Consider the following 18,163-nt stretch of genomic DNA (forward strand, 5'->3'; position numbering starts at 1 on the left):
TCATCGAATAAAGGAAACGTAAAAAAGAGCTTTTTTATTAGGCATGAGTTTTAGAAGGATAGAGGTTTATTAAAAGGTAAGTTCACGAGATAAAAGGTAATTAAATTGAATGAGAAAGGAATGTCATATGAAACTAACTTATTACGGTACGGCAGCAGGAGAGGGGTGGCCCGGGTTATTCTGCAACTGCAGTCTTTGCAAGGCTGCCAGAGAGTTAAAAGGTAAAAATATCAGAACCAGGTCACAGGCATTGGTTAATAATGATTTATTAATTGATTTGCCGCCGGATACCAATATGCACAGCCTGGTGCATGGGCTGAATCTTGAGACGGTTGATCATCTTCTGATAACCCATAGTCATTCGGATCACTTTAATCCGCCTGATCTGGAGCTTTTACGGGAGCCTTTTGCCCATAACCGTCCTAATACGTTTCACATTTATGGAAACGGCAAAGTGAAGGAAAGAATATGGAATGAGGTTCCGGATGTCAGTCAAGTGGAATCAAAGTTTTGTTTTCATAATGCTAAGCCGTTTCAAACAATTTCCATAAAAGATTATACGGTCGTGCCTCTTCTTGCACTTCATGACAGAAGAGAAGAGTGCTTGTTTTATCAAATCAGGCAGAATAGTAAAACCATATTGTATGCTCATGATACCGGTAATTTTCCGGAACCGACGATTGAGTACTTAAAAGCAAATAAAGTACACTTTGACCTGGTAAGCTTAGATTGTACAACTCAAAGTGAAGAAGATGGAAAAAATCATATGGGCCTTATGGATGCAGCCAGGGAAAAGAGGCGTCTCATTGACCTTGGCCTTGGCGATATCTCTACCAAATGGATTGTAAACCATTTTTCACATAACGGCCTCTGGCTTTATGAGAAAATGGCGGAGGAAGCCGATAAATTCGGTTTTCTTGTATCCTATGACGGTATGGTAGTTGAATTTTAAAGGAAAATTCCCGACTATCAGTTATTTCTTTAAGATGTTCAGCCAGGAAGTGACCGGGCGGGTGAAAGTTACATGTCAAATAATTAGGAAAGAAAGAATCAGGGTAACAGCATATGGAAAGAGGGTAATAAAATGCTGCAAAACTTAACTGAGCTTGATATAATTGATACTTTAATCAAATTGGTGTTGGCCTTGTTATGCGGCGGAATTCTTGGAATCGAACGAGGCAGGAAAAAAAGGCCTGCCGGATTCAGGACCTATATGCTGGTGTGTTTAGGGGCTGCATTAGTTATGATGACAAATGAATATGTGAGCAGGATATATAGCAATGTAGATCCTTCGCGAATGGGAGCCCAGGTAATCAGCGGAATCGGTTTTTTAGGGGCGGGTACCATAATAGTAACCGGAAATAACCGTGTAAAAGGATTAACAACGGCAGCAGGTTTATGGGCGGCAGCTTGTATCGGACTGGCAATTGGTATTGGATATTATAGCGGCGCACTGATTGGCTGCGCTATGATATTTGTGGCAATGGCAGCTTTACATAATGTAGATGAAAGAGTAATGGCTCATACTAAAGTATTAAATTTGTACGTGGAGTTTGAAAAACTCTCCAATGTAGGCAGATTTATTGAGTATATTAAGGAACGTGATATCCGTGTCAGTGATTTGGAAATAGCCAGATCAGGTGCAATCGATGAAATTGGAATAGCAATTTTAATTACACTGCGTCTGCCGAAAAAACAAACCCATGCCGCCATATTAAGCCTGTTAAATTGCGCCGAGGGCGTCAGTTTTATAGAAGAAGTCTGAATACAAAAAACCTGTTATGTTTTGCATAAAAAGATTATCTTTCTAATACAAACATAACAGGTCTTTTGCTCAAATCTCTTAGTAACGGGAATAAATCAAAATATATGAAAAAAATTAGGGGGGTCAAATTAAAACAGGTAAATTTATTTAAGCACCTTATCTAATTAACGAACGTTCTTAAAATTCATTTCACCTGAAACCTTACATAACAATTTCCTTAAGTAATACCGGACGATTTTCATCTAAGGACTTTTTGGCTGCTTTTGCAATAAGTACAGGCTGTAATCCGTCGTTGATATTTACCGGAACTTCGGTATCATTAATGATTGCCTGTACGAATAAAGATACTTCTTTTGAGAAAGAAGCCATATAACGTTCCAGGAAAAAGTATAAAGGTTTTTCGCCGGTAACTCCGGAAGCGGTACTGATTACTGCGGTAGAACCGGAATCGTTTGTAACGGCAACCTGTCCTTTGGATCCGAATACTTCAGCACGCTGATCATAGCCATAGTCAGCTTTACGGGAGTTGTCAATGACTGCAAGGGCACCATTGGAAAGTTTCATCGTTATAATAGCGGTATCAATATCGCCAGCATCTTTAATTGCCGGATTAACCAGAGCAGTTCCGTTTGCATAAACTTCTACTACATCGCTTGAGGTTAAATAACGTACCATATCAAAATCATGGATGGTCATATCCAAAAACATACCACCGGATACTTTTACATATTCAATCGGCGGTGCATCAGGATCTCTGGAAGTTACTTTAACAATATGCACATCTCCGATTTTGCCCTCTGATACGGCATTCCTTACTGCTTCAAAATTGTGGTCAAATCTGCGGTTGAATCCAACCTGGAATTTTACATTGGAACCTGCCAAAACGTCCATAACTGCTTTTATTTTAGAAAGATCCTGAGAAATTGGTTTTTCGCAGAAGACATGCTTATTTGCTTTGATTGCTTCTATAGCAATATCCGCATGGGTATCCGTAGAGGAACATATTAAAACGGCGTCTATACTGCTGTCCTTTAATATATCTTTATAGTCTGTATAGATATTAGGAATTCCTAGGCTTTTCGCCCAGCCTGTAGTTGCTTCATTCATATAAGGATCTGCAATTGCAGCAACCTGTGCCTCTTTAACATGATATGTAATGCTTTCTGCATGTACTTTGCCGATTCTTCCGGCACCGATAATACCGATATTTAACATAATATCATATCCTTTCGTTTGAATTTAATAAGACTGAATTGTCACATTTTTGTTAAGAATAAGAAGATTATACCACGAAGTTTTTAAAATATCAACAATAACTTAATAAAAATATACGCAAAAGGTTACAAAATATATTGATTTCTTAATAAAATATGATAATATATAATTAATTTTATTAGTAAATCAGAAAATACTTGCTAAAATTGATGACATAAGGTAGTGTTATTAGTAGTTAAATTGTGAGTACTATTCAGAACGCTTAAGATTAAATGATAAAAATCTCAGTCACATAGAATTTGAAGTTACGGTATCAAAGTTAAACCACAGTGAATGAATAGTGAAAGAATTATCATATTTGTGAAGATAAATCAGTAAACGGAGGATAATCGAATGGGGATGAAATCTTTTCGAATCAAGCAGATGGAACAATATATTATGGAACATGATCTTGTATCCATGGAGGAATTACGCAATGTTTTTGGCATATCAATGAATACGGTGAGGTTGGATGTTACCCAGCTGGTGAATAAAGGTGTCATCCGGAAAGTATACGGCGGTGTATGCAGCAATCAAAAAGGAAATCTTATCCCTTTTGAAGAAAGGCAGTCTAAAAATATCCAGGGAAAAATAGCGGTGGGTAAAGCCGCAGCTCTGCTGGTGCAGGATGGAGATATCATTTATATTGATTCCGGAACAACTACCATGTATGTAATCGATTATCTGGGAGAATTAAATAATGTTACGGTGTTAACCAACAATTTAAATGCAATCAACAGGGCTGTATTACTTCCGGATGTGAATGTAATAAGTTTACCGGGAACCTTGGAGAGAAAAACCAACTCTTTTGTATCGGCTGATACGGTACGTACTTTGGAAAAATACAATATTAAAAAAGCATTTATGGCTTCTTCCGGTATTACTGAAAATGGTATGGTGACCAATGCTTCACCATTAGAATATGAGATTAAAAAAGCTGCGATAGAGAATAGCGATAATGTTTATTTACTGATAGACTCTTCAAAATTTGGGAAAAGTGCGATGTTAACTTATGCAAACATATCAGATATGAGTAAAGTTATTGTAGATGATCATGCTGATGAGGGACTCTTAAGTTTATGTGAGAAAAAGAACGTGGAAGTGGTCCTTGCTAAGAATGAAACAGAGGCGGATTAGTATAATGCAGTAACTGAAATTCTAAGTAAGCGCCAGGTATAGTCAAGATCCGAGGCATTTCACAAATTGAGAGAATATGATAATAATAGATTGCAAATTTATGTGACTACTCAGTTACAACAGTTCTGGCGGGCAAAGCATGTCCTCGGTCCTGCTGATTAGTTCAATTTATTATCATATTCCCGGATGAATCTGCAGCATGTGTTTTATTTCAAGCGTGTTTCTTCTCTTTTTCTAACATATCGGTTTTTACCCCAGACTTTTATAGGAATTAACGGCTTAGTTCTCCGGTACAATTTCGACATTTTTTTAAAACTTATGAATTGTTCGTATAGTTCCTTTCTTATTTTTGTTAAAGACCAAAATTATAAATAAAAATAGTATTTATTTAATTGACTAATGATTATATTTATGTTAAATTATTGGTAAGTTATTAACAAGTTGATAATAAGTTTCTAAGAAAGGTGAGTGTACGTGTGTCGTTAGTTGATATGAAATCGCTGTTATTAAAAGCGGAAGAAGGAAATTTCGGAGTCGGCGCTTTCAGCGTTGGAAATATGGAGATGATAATGGGAGCTGTGAAAGCTGCTGAGGAAAGTAAATCGCCGGCAATCCTTCAAATTGCCCAGGTAAGGCTTCCTTATTCTCCGCTTCCTCTTATCGGACCGATGATGATTGCGGCAGCTAAAAATGCTTCTGTTCCCATAGCAGTTCATTTTGACCATGGAACGGATATTGCTGCTATTAAGGAGGCTCTGGAACTGGGTTTTACCTCAGTAATGATAGATGCTTCCCACCTGCCCATAAAAGAGAATATTAGAATCGTAAAAGAAGTAAAAAATATGGCTGATAACTATGGTGCTTCGGTGGAAGCAGAAGTAGGCCAGCTTGGTAAAAGTGAAGACGGTACCAAAGATACGGGAATGTTTTATTCCAATCCGGTAGAGGTAAAAGATTTATATGAAAGTACAATGGTGGATGCAATTGCCCTTTCCATAGGGAATGCTCATGGGTTATACAAGGATGAGCCGAAATTAAATTTCAATATATTATCGGAAACAAGAAAGCTTGTATCCGTGCCTCTTGTTTTACATGGCGGTTCCGGCATCAGTGAAGAAGACTTCAGAAAATGCATTGAATACGGAATCCGGAAAGTTAATATTGCTACGGCCAGTTTTATGGCAGTAGAAGAGGGGCCAGGAGATACAGCGTTGGTGAGAAACGGGATTATTTCAAACTAAGTTCGGAAATGGTAACCGGTATGTATAACAATGTAAAAGAACATATCAATATATTTAAAAGTAATGGTAAAGCTTAAAGAAAGGCGGGAAAAAATGAAATACGTTCAATTTGCAGAAAACAGGCCATTTGACATTATAATGCTCGGCAGAGTTGCAATTGATTTTAATCCGGTGGACTATTATAAACCTCTCTCAGAAAGTACTACCTTTAAGAAATATCTTGGAGGATCACCGGCAAATATAGCTGTCGGTATGGCACGTCTTGGGAGAAAAGTTGGTTTTTTAGCAAAGGTTTCAAAGGATCAATTCGGTGACTTTGTAATAAATTACTTTAAAAAGGAAGGGATTGATACAAGCCATATCAGCTATTGTACCAACGGCGAAAAGCTTGGACTTACCTTTACAGAAATCTTAAGTGAAACCGAAAGCAGTATATTAATGTACCGGAATGAAGCGGCTGATTTACAGCTTTCCGTAGATGAGATAGAGGAAGATTACATGAAACAGGCAAAGGCTATCTTGATATCCGGAACTGCTCTTGCACAGAGCCCCAGCAGGGAAGCAGCATTAAAAGCCATGTCTTTAGCTAAAAAACATAATACGGTTATCATTTTTGACATTGACTACCGCCCATATAACTGGAAAAATGCAGATGAAATTGCAATCTACTATTCCATGGTGGCCATGAACAGCGATATCATTTTAGGATCCCGTGAAGAATTTGATTTAACTCAGAAACTGATCGCTCCGGGGAACAATGATAAAGATACGGCGGCTTTCTGGCATAAACACGGAGCTAAAATTGTAATCATTAAACATGGTAAGGAGGGTTCCACCGCCTATACTAATGATGGAAATCAGTATGGAATCAAACCGTTTCCGGTTAAATTATTAAAATCTTTTGGGGGAGGGGACGGATATGCTTCCGCATTTCTGTATGGTTTATTGGAAGGCTGGGATATGATTGACTGTCTGGAATTCGGCAGTGCCTCAGCAGCTCTTCTGGTTGCAAGCCATGCTTGCTCGGAGGATATGCCCTCAGCCGCAAAGATTCAGGAATTTATCAAGGAATGTAAAGAAAAATATGGTGATATGATAGCAAGGGTTTAGCAGATTTTAAGTAGGAGGCAGTTATGTTTGATTATTTAGCATTTGACCCGGACGGGAAAAAGGTTGTATCCCGTATGGACGGAATGAACAGCAATATGCTTATGGATATTACTGTTTACCAGATGAAAAAAGGAGATGTACTGGATTTCCTGAATAAAGAGAAAGAAACAGCTATTTTATTATTGGAAGGAAAGGTTACCTATCAATGGGAAGCACAGACTGAGACAGCCAAAAGGTCTGATGTATTTTCTGAGCCGCCTTACTGCCTTCATATGGGTAAAGATACAAAAGCTGTTATTACTGCTTCGGAAGACAGTGAAATTATCGTACAATCCACAACCAATGAAAATATTTTTGCCAGCCGTTTTTATAAACCAGCCCACTGCAAAATTGAATTAATGGGTGAAACACAGTGGGAGGGTACTGCCAAAAGGGAAGTACTTACTATTTTTGATTATAAAAATGCCCCTTACTCCAATATGGTAATGGGTGAAGTTATTACAAAAGCAGGGCGTTGGTCCAGTTATATACCGCACAGCCATCCCCAGCCGGAAGTATATTATTACAAATTTGACAAGCCACAAGGCTTTGGAGGTGCATTTATCGGGGAAAATGTATTTAAGGTAGCTGACGGCAGCGCCGCATCCATACCCGGCGGGCTAACCCATCCCCAGACCTCTGCTCCGGGTTATAACATGTATTATTGCTGGATGATCCGTCATCTTGATAATAATCCCTGGACGACCAGAGATAATGATCCGGTACATGAGTGGTTATTAGGTGAATAAGCAGAAAATAAGGAGGAATTACATGGGTAAATTAACAATGACGGTTGGCCAGGCTTTAGTAAAATTCCTGGATAACCAGTATGTAAGTTTTGACGGTAAGGAAGAAAAATTCGTTGATGGGATTTTTACTGTATTCGGACACGGTATTGTCTGCGGATTGGGTCAGGCACTGGATGAAAATCCCGGGGAATTAAAAGTGTATCAGGGCCGTAATGAACAGGGAATGGCCCACGCTGCGGCAGGATTTGCAAAACAGAGCAACCGCAGGAAAATTATTGCCTGCGCTTCCTCCATTGGTCCGGGAGCAGCCAATATGGTAACAGCTGTTGCTGATGCTACGGCAAATAATGTCCCCCTGTTAGTATTTACCGGTGACACATTTTCAACGAGACAACCGGACCCGGTATTGCAGCAGATCGAACAATTCCATGACGCTACGATTACCACCAGTGATGCGTTCCGTCCGGTATCCAGGTATTGGGACAGAGTCAGCAGACCGGAGCAGTTAATGACGGCACTTTTAAATGCTATGCGAGTTCTGACAGATCCTGAGAAAGCAGGAGGTGTATGCATATCACTTCCCCAGGATGTGCAGGGAGAAACCTTTGCATTTCCTGATTATTACTTCAAAAAAAGGGTACACAGAATAGTCAGGATGAATCCGGATTCTTATGAAATAAAAGATGCCGTAGATCTGATTCGAACTAAGAAAAAACCTATGGTAATCGTTGGCGGAGGTGTCAGATATTCAGAAGCCGGAGAAGAAGTTGTAAAGTTCTGTGAAACCTATAAGATACCATTTGGAGAGACTCAATCCGGTAAAAGCGCCATTCCCTCCTCACATCCGTTAAACCTTGGCGGTGTAGGCGTAACCGGTAACAGTGCGGCTAATTCTATTGCAGCAGAAGCAGATTTGATCATTGGGGTAGGCACCAGATTAACGGACTTTACAACCGGATCGAAAGAGCTGTTCCGGAATAAAGAAGCCCAATTTGTTTTGGTTAATGTATCCAGATACCATGCGGAAAAGCTGGATGCTTTCCCGGTAGTTGCAGATGCGAAAGCCGGAATACAGGCAATTCTTGCAGGTCTTAATAATTCCGGTTATCATTCGGCTTATACGACGGAAATTGAAGAAGCTAACCTTGGCTGGAAAAAGGAAATGGAGTACTTAACAAAGGCGGTATTTGACGAAAACTATGAATCCTTTGTAAAAGCAAAAGAACCGGGTATTGAAGAGGAATTCGTAAAAGCTACGGGAGGTGTGATCACCCAGACAGGAGCTCTTGGAATTATCAGAGAGCAAATAGAAAAAGATGCCATTGTAGTGGGTTCTTCAGGAAGTCTGCCGGGTGATCTGCAAAGAATGTGGACGACGGATGCAAAGGATTCCTATCATATGGAATATGGCTATTCCTGTATGGGTTACGAAATTGCAGCAGCCTTGGGTGCAAAAATTGCAGAGCCGGACAGAGCATGTTATGCCATGGTTGGGGACGGAGCATTTATGATGCTTCATTCAGAAATAGCAACTGCTTTACAGGAAAATAAAAAAATAACCGTTCTTCTTTTTGATAACTGCGGTTTCGGATGTATTAACAATCTTCAGATGGGAAAAGGGATGGGAAGTCTTGCAACCATGTTCCGTTACAGAGACAGTGCAACAAATAAACAGGACGGCAGATTAATTACTACGGACTTTGCTATGATTGGACGCGGTTATGGTATGACCACCTTTACGGCAAAAACCAATGATGAACTGATTACCGCTCTTAAAGAGGCAAAGGAAACCGACAATTCCGTACTGATTGATATTAAAGTTTTACCAAAATCCATGACTGCTGATTATGGTTCCTGGTGGCATGTAGGAATCGGTGACAGTAATACTAACCAGAATATAAAGGCAGCTTACGAAGACAGGCAAAAACATCTGGAAAATGCAAGAATGTATTAATAGGTAGAGTTTGAATTAAACATCATGATTTGCAAAAAGATTAGTGGTGAATATCAATAATATAAAAAGAATAGGACTGGAGGAAATAGTATGTTTCATAAAGATAAGATTAAGCTTGGAATTGCACCAATTGGCTGGACAAATGATGATATGCCTGCATTAGGGGGAGAAAATACATTTGAGCAGTGTATTTCCGAAATGGCATTGGCCGGATTTACAGGATGTGAAGTTGGAAATAAATATCCCAAAGATACTAAAGTTTTAAAAGCAGCTTTAGATCTCAGAGGAATGTCTATTGCCAGCAAATGGTTCTCTTCCTTTCTTGCAACAAAACCTTATGAAGAAACAGAAAAAGAATTCATTAAAGAACTTGATTATCTGGAGGTTTTAGGAGCTAACCGTATCAATGTCTCAGAACAAAGCTACTCCGTACAGGGAAATGAAGCTCTTTCCATATTTGACAACAAGGTTTATTTTACCGATGAAGAATGGAATAAATTATGTGATGGATTAAATAAACTTGGTAAACTCGCAGCAGCGCGTGGTTTTAAAGTATGTTTCCATCATCATATGGGAACCGGTGTACAGACAATAGCCGAAACAGAACGCCTTATGGATAATACGGATAAAGATTATGTATTTTTATGTTATGATACGGGTCATTTCACATTTTCAGGTGAAGATCCCCTTTACATATTAAGAAAATATCCGGAAAGAATCGGCCACGTACATTTAAAAGATGTCAGGGAAGACGTATTGAAAAAAGCTACGGAGGGTAAATGGTCCTTCTTAAAATCTGTTAGGGAAGGTACTTTCACAGTACCTGGAGACGGCTGCGTAGACTTTAAATCCATATTCGCAGAACTGGAGAAATTTGGGTATGAGGGCTGGCTTTTAGTAGAAGCAGAACAGGACCCTGCGAAAGCGAATCCGTTCCAGTATGCAAAGATGGCACGTAACTATATCAGACAGATGATAAATATATAAAAGATAACTGCATGAAATAACCATTTATTTAATACTAAAAAGATTTGAGTGCCGAAAATTCAGCCAAGTATATTGAAATATGGATATAACAGTATTCAATCAAAATACAATTGGAGTTTCGGCACCATACCAGTACAACATTTACCGGATAATTTGTATCATTATTTACAGAATGTTGTACCGGAAGCAAAAATAATAAGCCCACGCAGTTATCAGCATAGAAAGGTTTGGTGTAATATGGAGAAATTAAGTTATTTTGCCGGCGGACGGTATATAGAATCAGAAACAGATAAATATAATGAAGTATATAATCCAAGTACAGGAGAAGTTACGGCACTGGTACCTAACTGTACCTCGGATGAAGTGGAAAAGGTTATTGACATTGCAAAAAAGGCTTATGAGAGCTGGTCCAGGGTTCCTATCGTTAAAAGAGTTCAGGTTCTCTATAAATTACGTCAGTTAATCGAAGAACATATGGAGGAATTGACTTACCTGGTAGCCCAGGAACATGGAAAAGTGTGGGATGAGGCTATGGGAGACGTATTAAAAGCCAAAGAGGGTACTGAACTTGCCTGTTCCGCACCAAGTCTCATTATGGGTGAATCCTTAATGAATGCTTCTTCCGGTTTCGATACGGTTTTATATAGGGAATCTTTAGGTGTTTTTGCGGGAATTGTACCTTTTAATTTCCCTGCCATGATTCCTATGGGATGGATGACTCCTATGTGTGTGGCAGCCGGAAACGCCATTGTGTTAAAGGTATCCAGTTCCACACCAAGGACAGCACTCCGTTTTGCGGAATTATATAAAGAAGCAGGCCTTCCGGACGGTGTTTTAAATATTATAACCTGCAGCCGTAAGGAAGCAGAGATCTTCTTAACCCATCCGGATATTAAAGGAATCTCTTTCGTCGGAACCACAGCAGTTGGAAAGCATATTTACTCTGTAGCAGCAGCACATGGCAAGAGAGTTCAGGCTTTATGCGAAGCTAAAAACCATGCACTGGTAATGAAGGATGCACCGATTGACCGTACGGCAGCAGGTATTATTAATTCCGCATTTGGTTGTGCAGGTGAACGTTGTATGGCATTACCGGTAGTTGTGGCAGAAGAAGAAATTGCTGATGAACTGGTAGCAAAACTGGTTGAATTGGCTAAAGGATTAAAGGTGGGACCTGCTTATGACAAGGCTTCAACTTTAGGACCGGTTGTTAATCTAAAACACAAAGAAAGCATTTTAAACTGGATACAAAAAGGAATTGACGAGGGTGCTGAAATAGTATTAGACGGAAGAAACGTTAAGGTAGAAAACTTTGAAAACGGCTATTATTTAGGACCAACAATTTTTGATCATGTTTCGGAAGATATGACTATTGGTACTACAGAAATCTTCGGACCGGTTTTATGCATTAAACGGGTAAAAGATTTTGAGGAAGGCCTGGCTGTTATGAATCGTAATCCATTTGCCAATGGTTCCGTTATATATACTCAGAACGGTTATTTTGCAAGAGAATTTGCATCCAGAACTCATGGCGGTATGGTAGGGGTTAATGTAGGTATTCCTGTACCGGTAGGTGTATTTCCGTTTTCCGGACACAAGGATTCATTCTTTGGAGATCTTCACTGTCTTGGAAAAGATGGCATTAAGTTCTATACGGAAAGCAAATGTGTAACTACCAGATGGTTTGACGAAGACGAAAAGAAAAATACGAAAGTAAATACCTGGGACGGTACCATTTAATACGGTAAACAATACATTATAAAATAAAAGTGAATATCTAAGAAAAAAGCAAATCATTAACAGTGATTTGCTTTTTTCTTAGGAATTACCCAGATAGATTATTAATTATTTAGAGATTTCTCGGCATACAGTTCGGCTGCAGCATAAAGATAATAGGAAAGACCGGTCTGCTGGCTTTCCAGCATGTTTCTGTGAAAATCATCATGAATCATAAATTTCGCAGTATTTACAAAAGTATCGGCATCTGTAGAATTAACGTTTTCGTTTAAATATGCTATATGATCCTTCAGAATATTTTGTATTCTATCATCATTTGGCTTCCAACCGTTTTTTAATCCTTTTATCATATCAGATGTAAATTGGATAGCTTCGGCTGCCTGTGCATTTAATTTATCGGGTTTTATCACTTGCTTCTTAATCATATCAAATTCATACTTATCTTTCAGGTATTCATTTTGTTCTAAAAGGGCCTCTTTCCATTCCTCTTTGTTTAGTCCTGTAAACATTTTTGTTTTATCCATATTGACTCCTTTCCTGGTGAAGTGAATCGATTCCTCTATGGTTTTTAATAAACAATCCATTCTCTGCCTGCGCGCATTTAACAGATTATGCTGTTTTGTTAAACATTCTAATCGACTCGGTTCATCTTCCAAAGCTTTTTTAATATCTTTAAGAGAAAAATCAAGCTCGCGGTAAAATAATATTTGCTGGAGACGTTCTAATTCCCCGGTTCCATATAACCGGTAACCCGCTTCGGTTATTTTGCAGGGAAGCAACAACCCTATTTTGTGATAATGATAGAGAGTTTTAATGGTAACTCCTGTTAATTCTGCAATTTCTTTTACCGTATATTCCATGTTTTTCACCTCGTATATTATCCTAATGCCTTACCTAAGGTTGGAGTCAAGACTTTTTTATAGTTTTTTATGATTGCAGAATTATGGTTTAAGCTTACGTTCCTGGTGGAATTTTTCTGCAGCCAGCAAAAATTTAAGTATTAATATATGGGGATTTTCTTTTGTTGAACTTAATTGAGGCTGAAAAAGCGTAGCTATATAAAAACGGTTTTCAGGCAATTCAAATATTCTGACTTCCCCGGTTTCATCCGTACCGGATACATGAAATCCTCTTGCATCAAAAGTATCCTGATAAGAAGGGTTCAGGCCAAAACTGCAATTATATCGTTCCACTGTTTCATCCTTATCATAAATCTGTTGAACTATTGATCCCTCTTTTAGATAGATCTTTTTGGTTTCTCCAACAAGTGAACAGGACAGAGGAGCGATAAAGAAAGTGGAGGCGTCCGGATTATATTCCGCATGATAAACTTCAGTTAAACTTAATACATTTTGGGCATATTCCATAACCGCATGCTGAAATCCTCCGCAGGTTCCGATAAAAGGATAATTATTCTCCCTGGCAAATTGTATTCCTTTGATAGCTCCGGTATAGCTTAGATAAGGGCTGCCGGGAGAGCACCAGAAGGCATCAAACATGGACATGTCTTCCTTACTTATGCTCTCAAGACTTTTTGTAGGAAGCCAGCTTATCTCTATATTCATAGAAAGCTTATCTGCACAATGGGTTAGTGCCTCATTCGTAGCGAAATGGGATGGTCTTTTTTCATCAAAATCTCCAATGATACCGATCGTTATAATATCTTCCATAAATATCTCCTTTCCTATGAAACAATTCCATAACCTGCTTCAGTCAAAGCTTTTATTGCCAAAGAAAGCATTTCATCCTTAACCAGAATATAATCGGTATTATACGTTGAAATAGCAAAAACACCGATTTTATTATCGGCCAGTATTTTTGTAATTTTAGATAATATACCAATTAGGGAAAAATCCAACTGCCCCTGGATTTTAAATGCTCTCCAATTATCTTCCCTCTCCGTATAGTTGCTCGGAACATTTTTTGTGTCACAAACCAGAGAGAGCTCTTCCTCTGTTTTTCCAATAAAAACATAATCATCCTTAACATTAACCATGGATAAGTCCGTAATTTTACAGACGGAAAAAACGGATGATAGTACTTTTAAATCCATATATACCTCCTATACTTATAAAAACTTAAAAACAGGGAGCCTGCCTTTATTCAGATTCCCTGTTTTTTTGTAATTTAATACTTAACTGCATGTACCACAATATAATAATCCGGATATTATGGCTGCCAATAACAGCTATTTACTAATCCAATATATGATAATACTACAATATTATTCGGTAATATTATTAATTCTTAAATAATTTTCATATGCCAGTTCCTGTAAGATTTTATAAAGGCCCTGAACATTAAATTTCTTAGGAAATTCAAGTTTGTGAGCGGCATATTCTACATGATGGCCCTTTAATTCCGGTGAGCTGATATAGGTAAAAGTTAATTCACTGTCATCAAACCCGAAACCGGAGGTCTCCATGGAAACATTTACAATTGATAAAAGGTTGATAGAAGTAACTTTCATTTTAGTACCTGTAGCACCTTGCTTATCTGTCATGATAATACGTTTGTTCGTAAAAATCAAAGCATCTCTAACTAATTTAAATCCCATAGTAATTTTTTCGCCGTCCATTAAGTACTGACTATACTCTTTTTCTAGTTCGGCAATAGGAGCTTCGCTGTAATTTGCTGCTAAACCGCCCTGCAAAATGTTTTTCATTCCAAAAGCCATTGATATATCCCCTTTGTAATTTTTATTTTGAATTATACCACAACAAGTTGGATTATGCAATAAATTACAATAATGTCAGGCTTTGGGTAATCATCTCTTGGCCTTATACCATATGCAAAATTGAATTGACACTAAATCTTAAGGTTTGAGACATTTTTTTAATAGAACATTAATAGAATATTAGGTCTTTTTGTGATATAGTAAACATAATAAAAAACAGTTACTGGATGAGGAATATTACCAAGGGAGGGAACGGAATGAAATTTATTCATATTGCAGATCTGCATATTGGCGCAAAGCCGGATGTTGGATATCCCTGGGGAGCAGAACGGGAGAAAGAAATACTTGAAAGTTTTCATAAGATAATTGATACATGTAATGAAGAGGAAATAGACCTGTTATTAATAGCAGGTGATTTATTTCATAGACAACCTTTAATTCGGGAATTAAAAGAGTTAAGTTATTATTTTGACAAATTAAATAAAACACAGGTGGTGTTTATTGCCGGAAATCATGATTACATCAGCGGCAGGTCCAATTATACCGGATTTGAATGGGGAGAGCGGGTACATATGCTTACGGAAGCTTCCTTAGACAGTGTATATATTGAAGAGATCAATACGGAAGTTTATGGACTTAGTTATCATAGCAGATTTATCACGGAACCATTATATGATGCGGCACAACCCGGGTGTGAAGAAAGAATTAATATTCTTTTAGCCCATGGGGGAAATGAAAAAGATATCCCCATGGATAAAAAAGCGCTGCAAAGCAGCGGATTTGATTATATCGCCTTAGGACATATCCATAAACCACAGATTTTTAGTGATAGAATGGCTTATGCAGGTTCGCTGGAACCACTTGATAAAACCGAAACCGGTGAGAGGGGTTATATTTTAGGGGAAATTAGTAAGGAGTATGAAACATCTAAAATATCCATACAATTTATCCCGTTTTCCATAAGAGAGTATCAGAAATTGGAACTCAATATTCATCAAGGTATAACAAATGGAGCACTTTTAGATTTAGTTAAAGGCAAAATCACGGAAAACGGCAGTAACAATATATATCTGCTTCGGTTTACCGGAATTCGTGATACGGATATTATATTCCAGCAAGAGGACTTTAAAAGATTGGGGCATATCATTGAAATTATTGATGATACGGTACCTGATTATGATTTTGAAGCCTTATACAGGGACAATCAGGATAATATAATCGGTTTATATATTCAGGGTATTAAAGAGCGGACCAGACAGGATGAGGTTGGGAAGAAAGCCTTATATTATGGAATAGAAGCCCTTCTTGGGGCTAAAAATTATAAGTAATGGGAGATGAAGTGTTTGCAGTTAAGAGAATTACGTCTGAATGATTTTGGAAAATTTCATAATAGGTCGCTTCGTTTAAAAAAAGGTATCAATCTTATTTATGGTGAAAATGAAGCAGGAAAATCAACTATACATTCTTTTGTAAAGGGAATGCTGTTTGGCATAGAAAAGCAAAGGGGAAGGGCTTCTAAGGATGATACTTATGAAAAATTTCTGCCGTGGGATAATGCTGGTTCCTATAAGGGCAGCCTTGATATAGAAATCTCCGGTAAGAACATAAGGATTATCCGCAACTTTGAAAAAAGCAGCAAAAATAACAGTATCATCGACTTGGATACCGGCAGGGAACTGCAATTAAGTCCTGAGGAATTAGCCGGTCTGTATGGTGGACTTACGGAAGCAGGTTATCGTAACACCATAAGTATAGAACAGTTAAAGTCCAGAACAGACCAGGATTTAGTGGAAGAGGTACGCAATTACATTACGAATTTATCTTTGTCAAAAAGCAAGGAAGTTGATGTAACAAAGGCGTTAAATTATTTACAGGACAAAAGAAAAGAACTGGAATCCAGGCAATTGAAAAGTAAGATTACCGCTTTGGAAAAAGAGATTGAAGAAGGGCTTAAAAAAGAGGCGCTTGCTGATAAATTATCGCTTCAACTAAAAGAAACTGCCAAGCAGGAGAAACTACTTACACAACAACGAAATAGTCCGCAAAATAATGTGTATTATAATAAGTATTCTTCTTTTAACGAATACCTGGCCTGCTTGGAGCAGTTTCCCATCATTAAGGAAAAATACAATATTTTAAAAGAGGTAAATCAGCAAGCGGAGCTTTTAAAAGAAAAATTAACTTCCATAGAGGTACGTTTTCATGAATACCAGGGGGATATTTCGGTAGCTTTAAAGGATAGCATAAATGAATTGGATTCTCTTAAATATGAAAGTAAAACTCTGGAAGAAGAAAAATCTGCTTATGATAGGAAAAGTGAATCTGAGCTGAATCAGATTAAAAAAAACAGGATAAGTATATCATTTTTACCGGGATTAACAGGAGCTGCAGGTTCCCTTATCTTTATGGGAAAAAATAATCTGTTGATGGGTCTTAGTGCCGCACTTTTATTTACCGCCATTCTTTTATATCTGTTATTTACCGGCCGCGTCCGTAAAATGCAGAAAGATATTGATGTGAAAAATGGGGGATATGAAAAAGCTTTGAATTCAATCCAAGAGAAGGCGAAAAATATCCTAAATAAGTGTGGGGCAGAGAATGAAAAATCCTTAAATCTAAAATATGAGGAAGCACTCAGGCAGGAGATGTCATATGAACATCTACAGAAACAAAAAAAGGAGTATATGGAACAGGAACAACTCCTTAAAAAAAGGGCTGCCGGTCTGGAACCGGAGATAATGGAATATATAAGGAAGATTTTAGTACCATCCAATCAAAATGTCATTCCCTTTAATTTAATGGATGATGTCCGGATGAGTGAATTGGAGGAATTTATCCGAAAGCAGAAACAAGAAATTAAAGAAAAACAGGAAGCAAATACGAAAGAGCTTGAAACTATAAGAATTAAGAAAGAAAAGCTAAAATGGGAACTGGTAACCTTAGAGGATAATGAGGACTCGCTTTTAAGAAATCAGGAATTATATAAGGAACTACTGGAAAAGAAAAAAGAGACGGATCTGGAATTGGAAGCAATTCAGCTTTCCATAGACACCATACAGCAATTATCCATTGATATTCATGACAGTTTCGGAAGAAAGTTAAATGATTTGGTATCAAATCTAACCGGTGAAATAACTGACCATAAATATCTGGATATTAAAATAGATGAAAAATTAAACATTAAGGTAGGTTACAAAGACAATTACGTATTATTAAATAAATTAAGCGCAGGAACAATAGAACAATTTTATTTTGCCCTGCGGATTGCCATATCGGACCTGGTTTACGGACAGGGAAATATGCCCATCCTTTTAGATGACTGTTTTGCCTTATATGATGATAAGAGAACCCGTGGGGCACTTACTTTTCTGGCGGAGGGCAGACAGGGGCAGGTAATTATTTTTACTTGTCATAACAGGGAAAAAGATATCATGGATGAATTAAATATGAATTATAATTATATCGATTTATCGGCAAACAGTTAGTAGTCCAATAGGATAAAATATACTTGAA

Annotated in this window: 16 protein-coding genes; 11 read left to right on the forward strand and 5 right to left on the reverse strand. The window is 37.8% G+C overall.

Translation table 11 applies throughout. The features are described from left to right. Nucleotides 1-127: 127 nt before the first annotated feature. Nucleotides 128-952 (forward strand): MBL fold metallo-hydrolase, encoded by an 825-nt coding sequence (locus tag Ana3638_RS06445; RefSeq protein ID WP_161837290.1) that lies wholly within the window; start codon nt 128-130, stop codon nt 950-952. Nucleotides 953-1,084: 132 nt separating this feature from the next. Next, a complete protein-coding gene (locus Ana3638_RS06450) occupies nt 1,085-1,765 on the forward strand; it encodes an MgtC/SapB family protein (RefSeq protein WP_161837291.1) in 681 nt (226 codons plus the stop codon). 201 nt (nt 1,766-1,966) lie between these two features. Here the strand turns inward: Ana3638_RS06450 and iolG are convergent, their stop codons facing one another. Beyond that, nucleotides 1,967-2,980 (reverse strand): inositol 2-dehydrogenase, encoded by a 1,014-nt coding sequence (gene iolG, locus Ana3638_RS06455; protein ID WP_161837292.1) that lies wholly within the window; start codon nt 2,978-2,980, stop codon nt 1,967-1,969. A gap of 393 nt (nt 2,981-3,373) precedes the next feature. Here iolG and Ana3638_RS06460 point away from each other — a divergent pair, with 393 nt between their 5' ends. The 7 genes from Ana3638_RS06460 (at nt 3,374) to Ana3638_RS06490 (ending at nt 11,976) form a co-directional block, all read left to right on the forward strand. Next, on the forward strand, nt 3,374-4,156 hold the full coding sequence (locus Ana3638_RS06460; protein ID WP_161837293.1) for a DeoR/GlpR family DNA-binding transcription regulator: 783 nt from the start codon (nt 3,374-3,376) through the stop codon (nt 4,154-4,156). 476 nt (nt 4,157-4,632) lie between these two features. Beyond that, nucleotides 4,633-5,397 carry a ketose-bisphosphate aldolase gene (locus tag Ana3638_RS06465; RefSeq protein ID WP_246240842.1) on the forward strand — a complete coding sequence of 255 codons (765 nt, stop codon included), beginning with the start codon at nt 4,633-4,635 and terminating at the stop codon, nt 5,395-5,397. A 93-nt stretch (nt 5,398-5,490) separates the two neighbouring features. After that, a complete protein-coding gene (gene iolC / locus Ana3638_RS06470) occupies nt 5,491-6,507 on the forward strand; it encodes a 5-dehydro-2-deoxygluconokinase (protein ID WP_161837294.1) in 1,017 nt (338 codons plus the stop codon). Nucleotides 6,508-6,530: 23 nt separating this feature from the next. Then, nucleotides 6,531-7,295 (forward strand): 5-deoxy-glucuronate isomerase, encoded by a 765-nt coding sequence (locus Ana3638_RS06475; RefSeq protein WP_161837295.1) that lies wholly within the window; start codon nt 6,531-6,533, stop codon nt 7,293-7,295. A gap of 22 nt (nt 7,296-7,317) precedes the next feature. Further along, nucleotides 7,318-9,249: a 3D-(3,5/4)-trihydroxycyclohexane-1,2-dione acylhydrolase (decyclizing) gene (gene iolD / locus Ana3638_RS06480; protein ID WP_161837296.1), complete on the forward strand. Its 1,932-nt coding sequence runs from the start codon at nt 7,318-7,320 to the stop codon at nt 9,247-9,249. A gap of 90 nt (nt 9,250-9,339) precedes the next feature. Next, nucleotides 9,340-10,236, forward strand: a complete 897-nt coding sequence (gene iolE, locus Ana3638_RS06485; RefSeq protein WP_161837297.1) for a myo-inosose-2 dehydratase — start codon at nt 9,340-9,342, stop codon at nt 10,234-10,236. A 237-nt stretch (nt 10,237-10,473) separates the two neighbouring features. Then, nucleotides 10,474-11,976, forward strand: a complete 1,503-nt coding sequence (locus Ana3638_RS06490) for a CoA-acylating methylmalonate-semialdehyde dehydrogenase (protein WP_161837298.1) — start codon at nt 10,474-10,476, stop codon at nt 11,974-11,976. A gap of 101 nt (nt 11,977-12,077) precedes the next feature. Here the strand turns inward: Ana3638_RS06490 and Ana3638_RS06495 are convergent, their stop codons facing one another. The 4 genes from Ana3638_RS06495 to Ana3638_RS06510 all read right to left on the reverse strand — a co-directional run bounded on the left by Ana3638_RS06495 (nt 12,078) and on the right by Ana3638_RS06510 (nt 14,650). Continuing rightward, nucleotides 12,078-12,833 carry a MerR family transcriptional regulator gene (locus Ana3638_RS06495; protein ID WP_161837299.1) on the reverse strand — a complete coding sequence of 252 codons (756 nt, stop codon included), beginning with the start codon at nt 12,831-12,833 and terminating at the stop codon, nt 12,078-12,080. 81 nt (nt 12,834-12,914) lie between these two features. After that, complete coding sequence (locus tag Ana3638_RS06500; protein WP_161837300.1) at nt 12,915-13,643, reverse strand: CTP synthase C-terminal region-related (seleno)protein; 729 nt, start codon at nt 13,641-13,643, stop codon at nt 12,915-12,917. Nucleotides 13,644-13,657: 14 nt separating this feature from the next. Next, nucleotides 13,658-14,026, reverse strand: a complete 369-nt coding sequence (locus Ana3638_RS06505) for an ACT domain-containing protein (protein WP_161837301.1) — start codon at nt 14,024-14,026, stop codon at nt 13,658-13,660. Nucleotides 14,027-14,197: 171 nt separating this feature from the next. Further along, on the reverse strand, nt 14,198-14,650 hold the full coding sequence (locus Ana3638_RS06510; RefSeq protein WP_161837302.1) for a PH domain-containing protein: 453 nt from the start codon (nt 14,648-14,650) through the stop codon (nt 14,198-14,200). Between the two features lie 257 nt (nt 14,651-14,907). On the opposite strand from Ana3638_RS06510, the gene Ana3638_RS06515 reads away from it, so the two are divergent. Both Ana3638_RS06515 and Ana3638_RS06520 read left to right on the forward strand, forming a co-directional pair. Continuing rightward, the gene (locus Ana3638_RS06515; RefSeq protein WP_161837303.1) at nt 14,908-15,978 is read left to right on the forward strand and encodes a metallophosphoesterase family protein; all 1,071 of its coding nucleotides are present in this window, start codon (nt 14,908-14,910) and stop codon (nt 15,976-15,978) included. A 15-nt stretch (nt 15,979-15,993) separates the two neighbouring features. Continuing rightward, on the forward strand, nt 15,994-18,135 hold the full coding sequence (locus Ana3638_RS06520) for an ATP-binding protein (RefSeq protein WP_161837304.1): 2,142 nt from the start codon (nt 15,994-15,996) through the stop codon (nt 18,133-18,135). Nucleotides 18,136-18,163 lie beyond the last annotated feature (28 nt).

Source organism: Anaerocolumna sedimenticola, from assembly GCF_009931695.1.
GTDB lineage: Bacteria > Bacillota > Clostridia > Lachnospirales > Lachnospiraceae > Anaerocolumna > Anaerocolumna sedimenticola.

Coding starts and splice junctions, on each gene's coding strand:
- Ana3638_RS06445 (WP_161837290.1), top strand. CDS start 128: ATGAAACTAACTTATTACGGTACGGCAGCAGGAGAGGGGTGGCCCGGG.
- Ana3638_RS06450 (WP_161837291.1), top strand. CDS start 1,085: ATGCTGCAAAACTTAACTGAGCTTGATATAATTGATACTTTAATCAAA.
- iolG (WP_161837292.1), bottom strand. CDS start 2,980: ATGTTAAATATCGGTATTATCGGTGCCGGAAGAATCGGCAAAGTACAT.
- Ana3638_RS06460 (WP_161837293.1), top strand. CDS start 3,374: ATGGGGATGAAATCTTTTCGAATCAAGCAGATGGAACAATATATTATG.
- iolC (WP_161837294.1), top strand. CDS start 5,491: ATGAAATACGTTCAATTTGCAGAAAACAGGCCATTTGACATTATAATG.
- Ana3638_RS06475 (WP_161837295.1), top strand. CDS start 6,531: ATGTTTGATTATTTAGCATTTGACCCGGACGGGAAAAAGGTTGTATCC.
- iolD (WP_161837296.1), top strand. CDS start 7,318: ATGGGTAAATTAACAATGACGGTTGGCCAGGCTTTAGTAAAATTCCTG.
- iolE (WP_161837297.1), top strand. CDS start 9,340: ATGTTTCATAAAGATAAGATTAAGCTTGGAATTGCACCAATTGGCTGG.
- Ana3638_RS06490 (WP_161837298.1), top strand. CDS start 10,474: ATGGAGAAATTAAGTTATTTTGCCGGCGGACGGTATATAGAATCAGAA.
- Ana3638_RS06495 (WP_161837299.1), bottom strand. CDS start 12,833: ATGGAATATACGGTAAAAGAAATTGCAGAATTAACAGGAGTTACCATT.
- Ana3638_RS06500 (WP_161837300.1), bottom strand. CDS start 13,643: ATGGAAGATATTATAACGATCGGTATCATTGGAGATTTTGATGAAAAA.
- Ana3638_RS06505 (WP_161837301.1), bottom strand. CDS start 14,026: ATGGATTTAAAAGTACTATCATCCGTTTTTTCCGTCTGTAAAATTACG.
- Ana3638_RS06510 (WP_161837302.1), bottom strand. CDS start 14,650: ATGGCTTTTGGAATGAAAAACATTTTGCAGGGCGGTTTAGCAGCAAAT.
- Ana3638_RS06515 (WP_161837303.1), top strand. CDS start 14,908: ATGAAATTTATTCATATTGCAGATCTGCATATTGGCGCAAAGCCGGAT.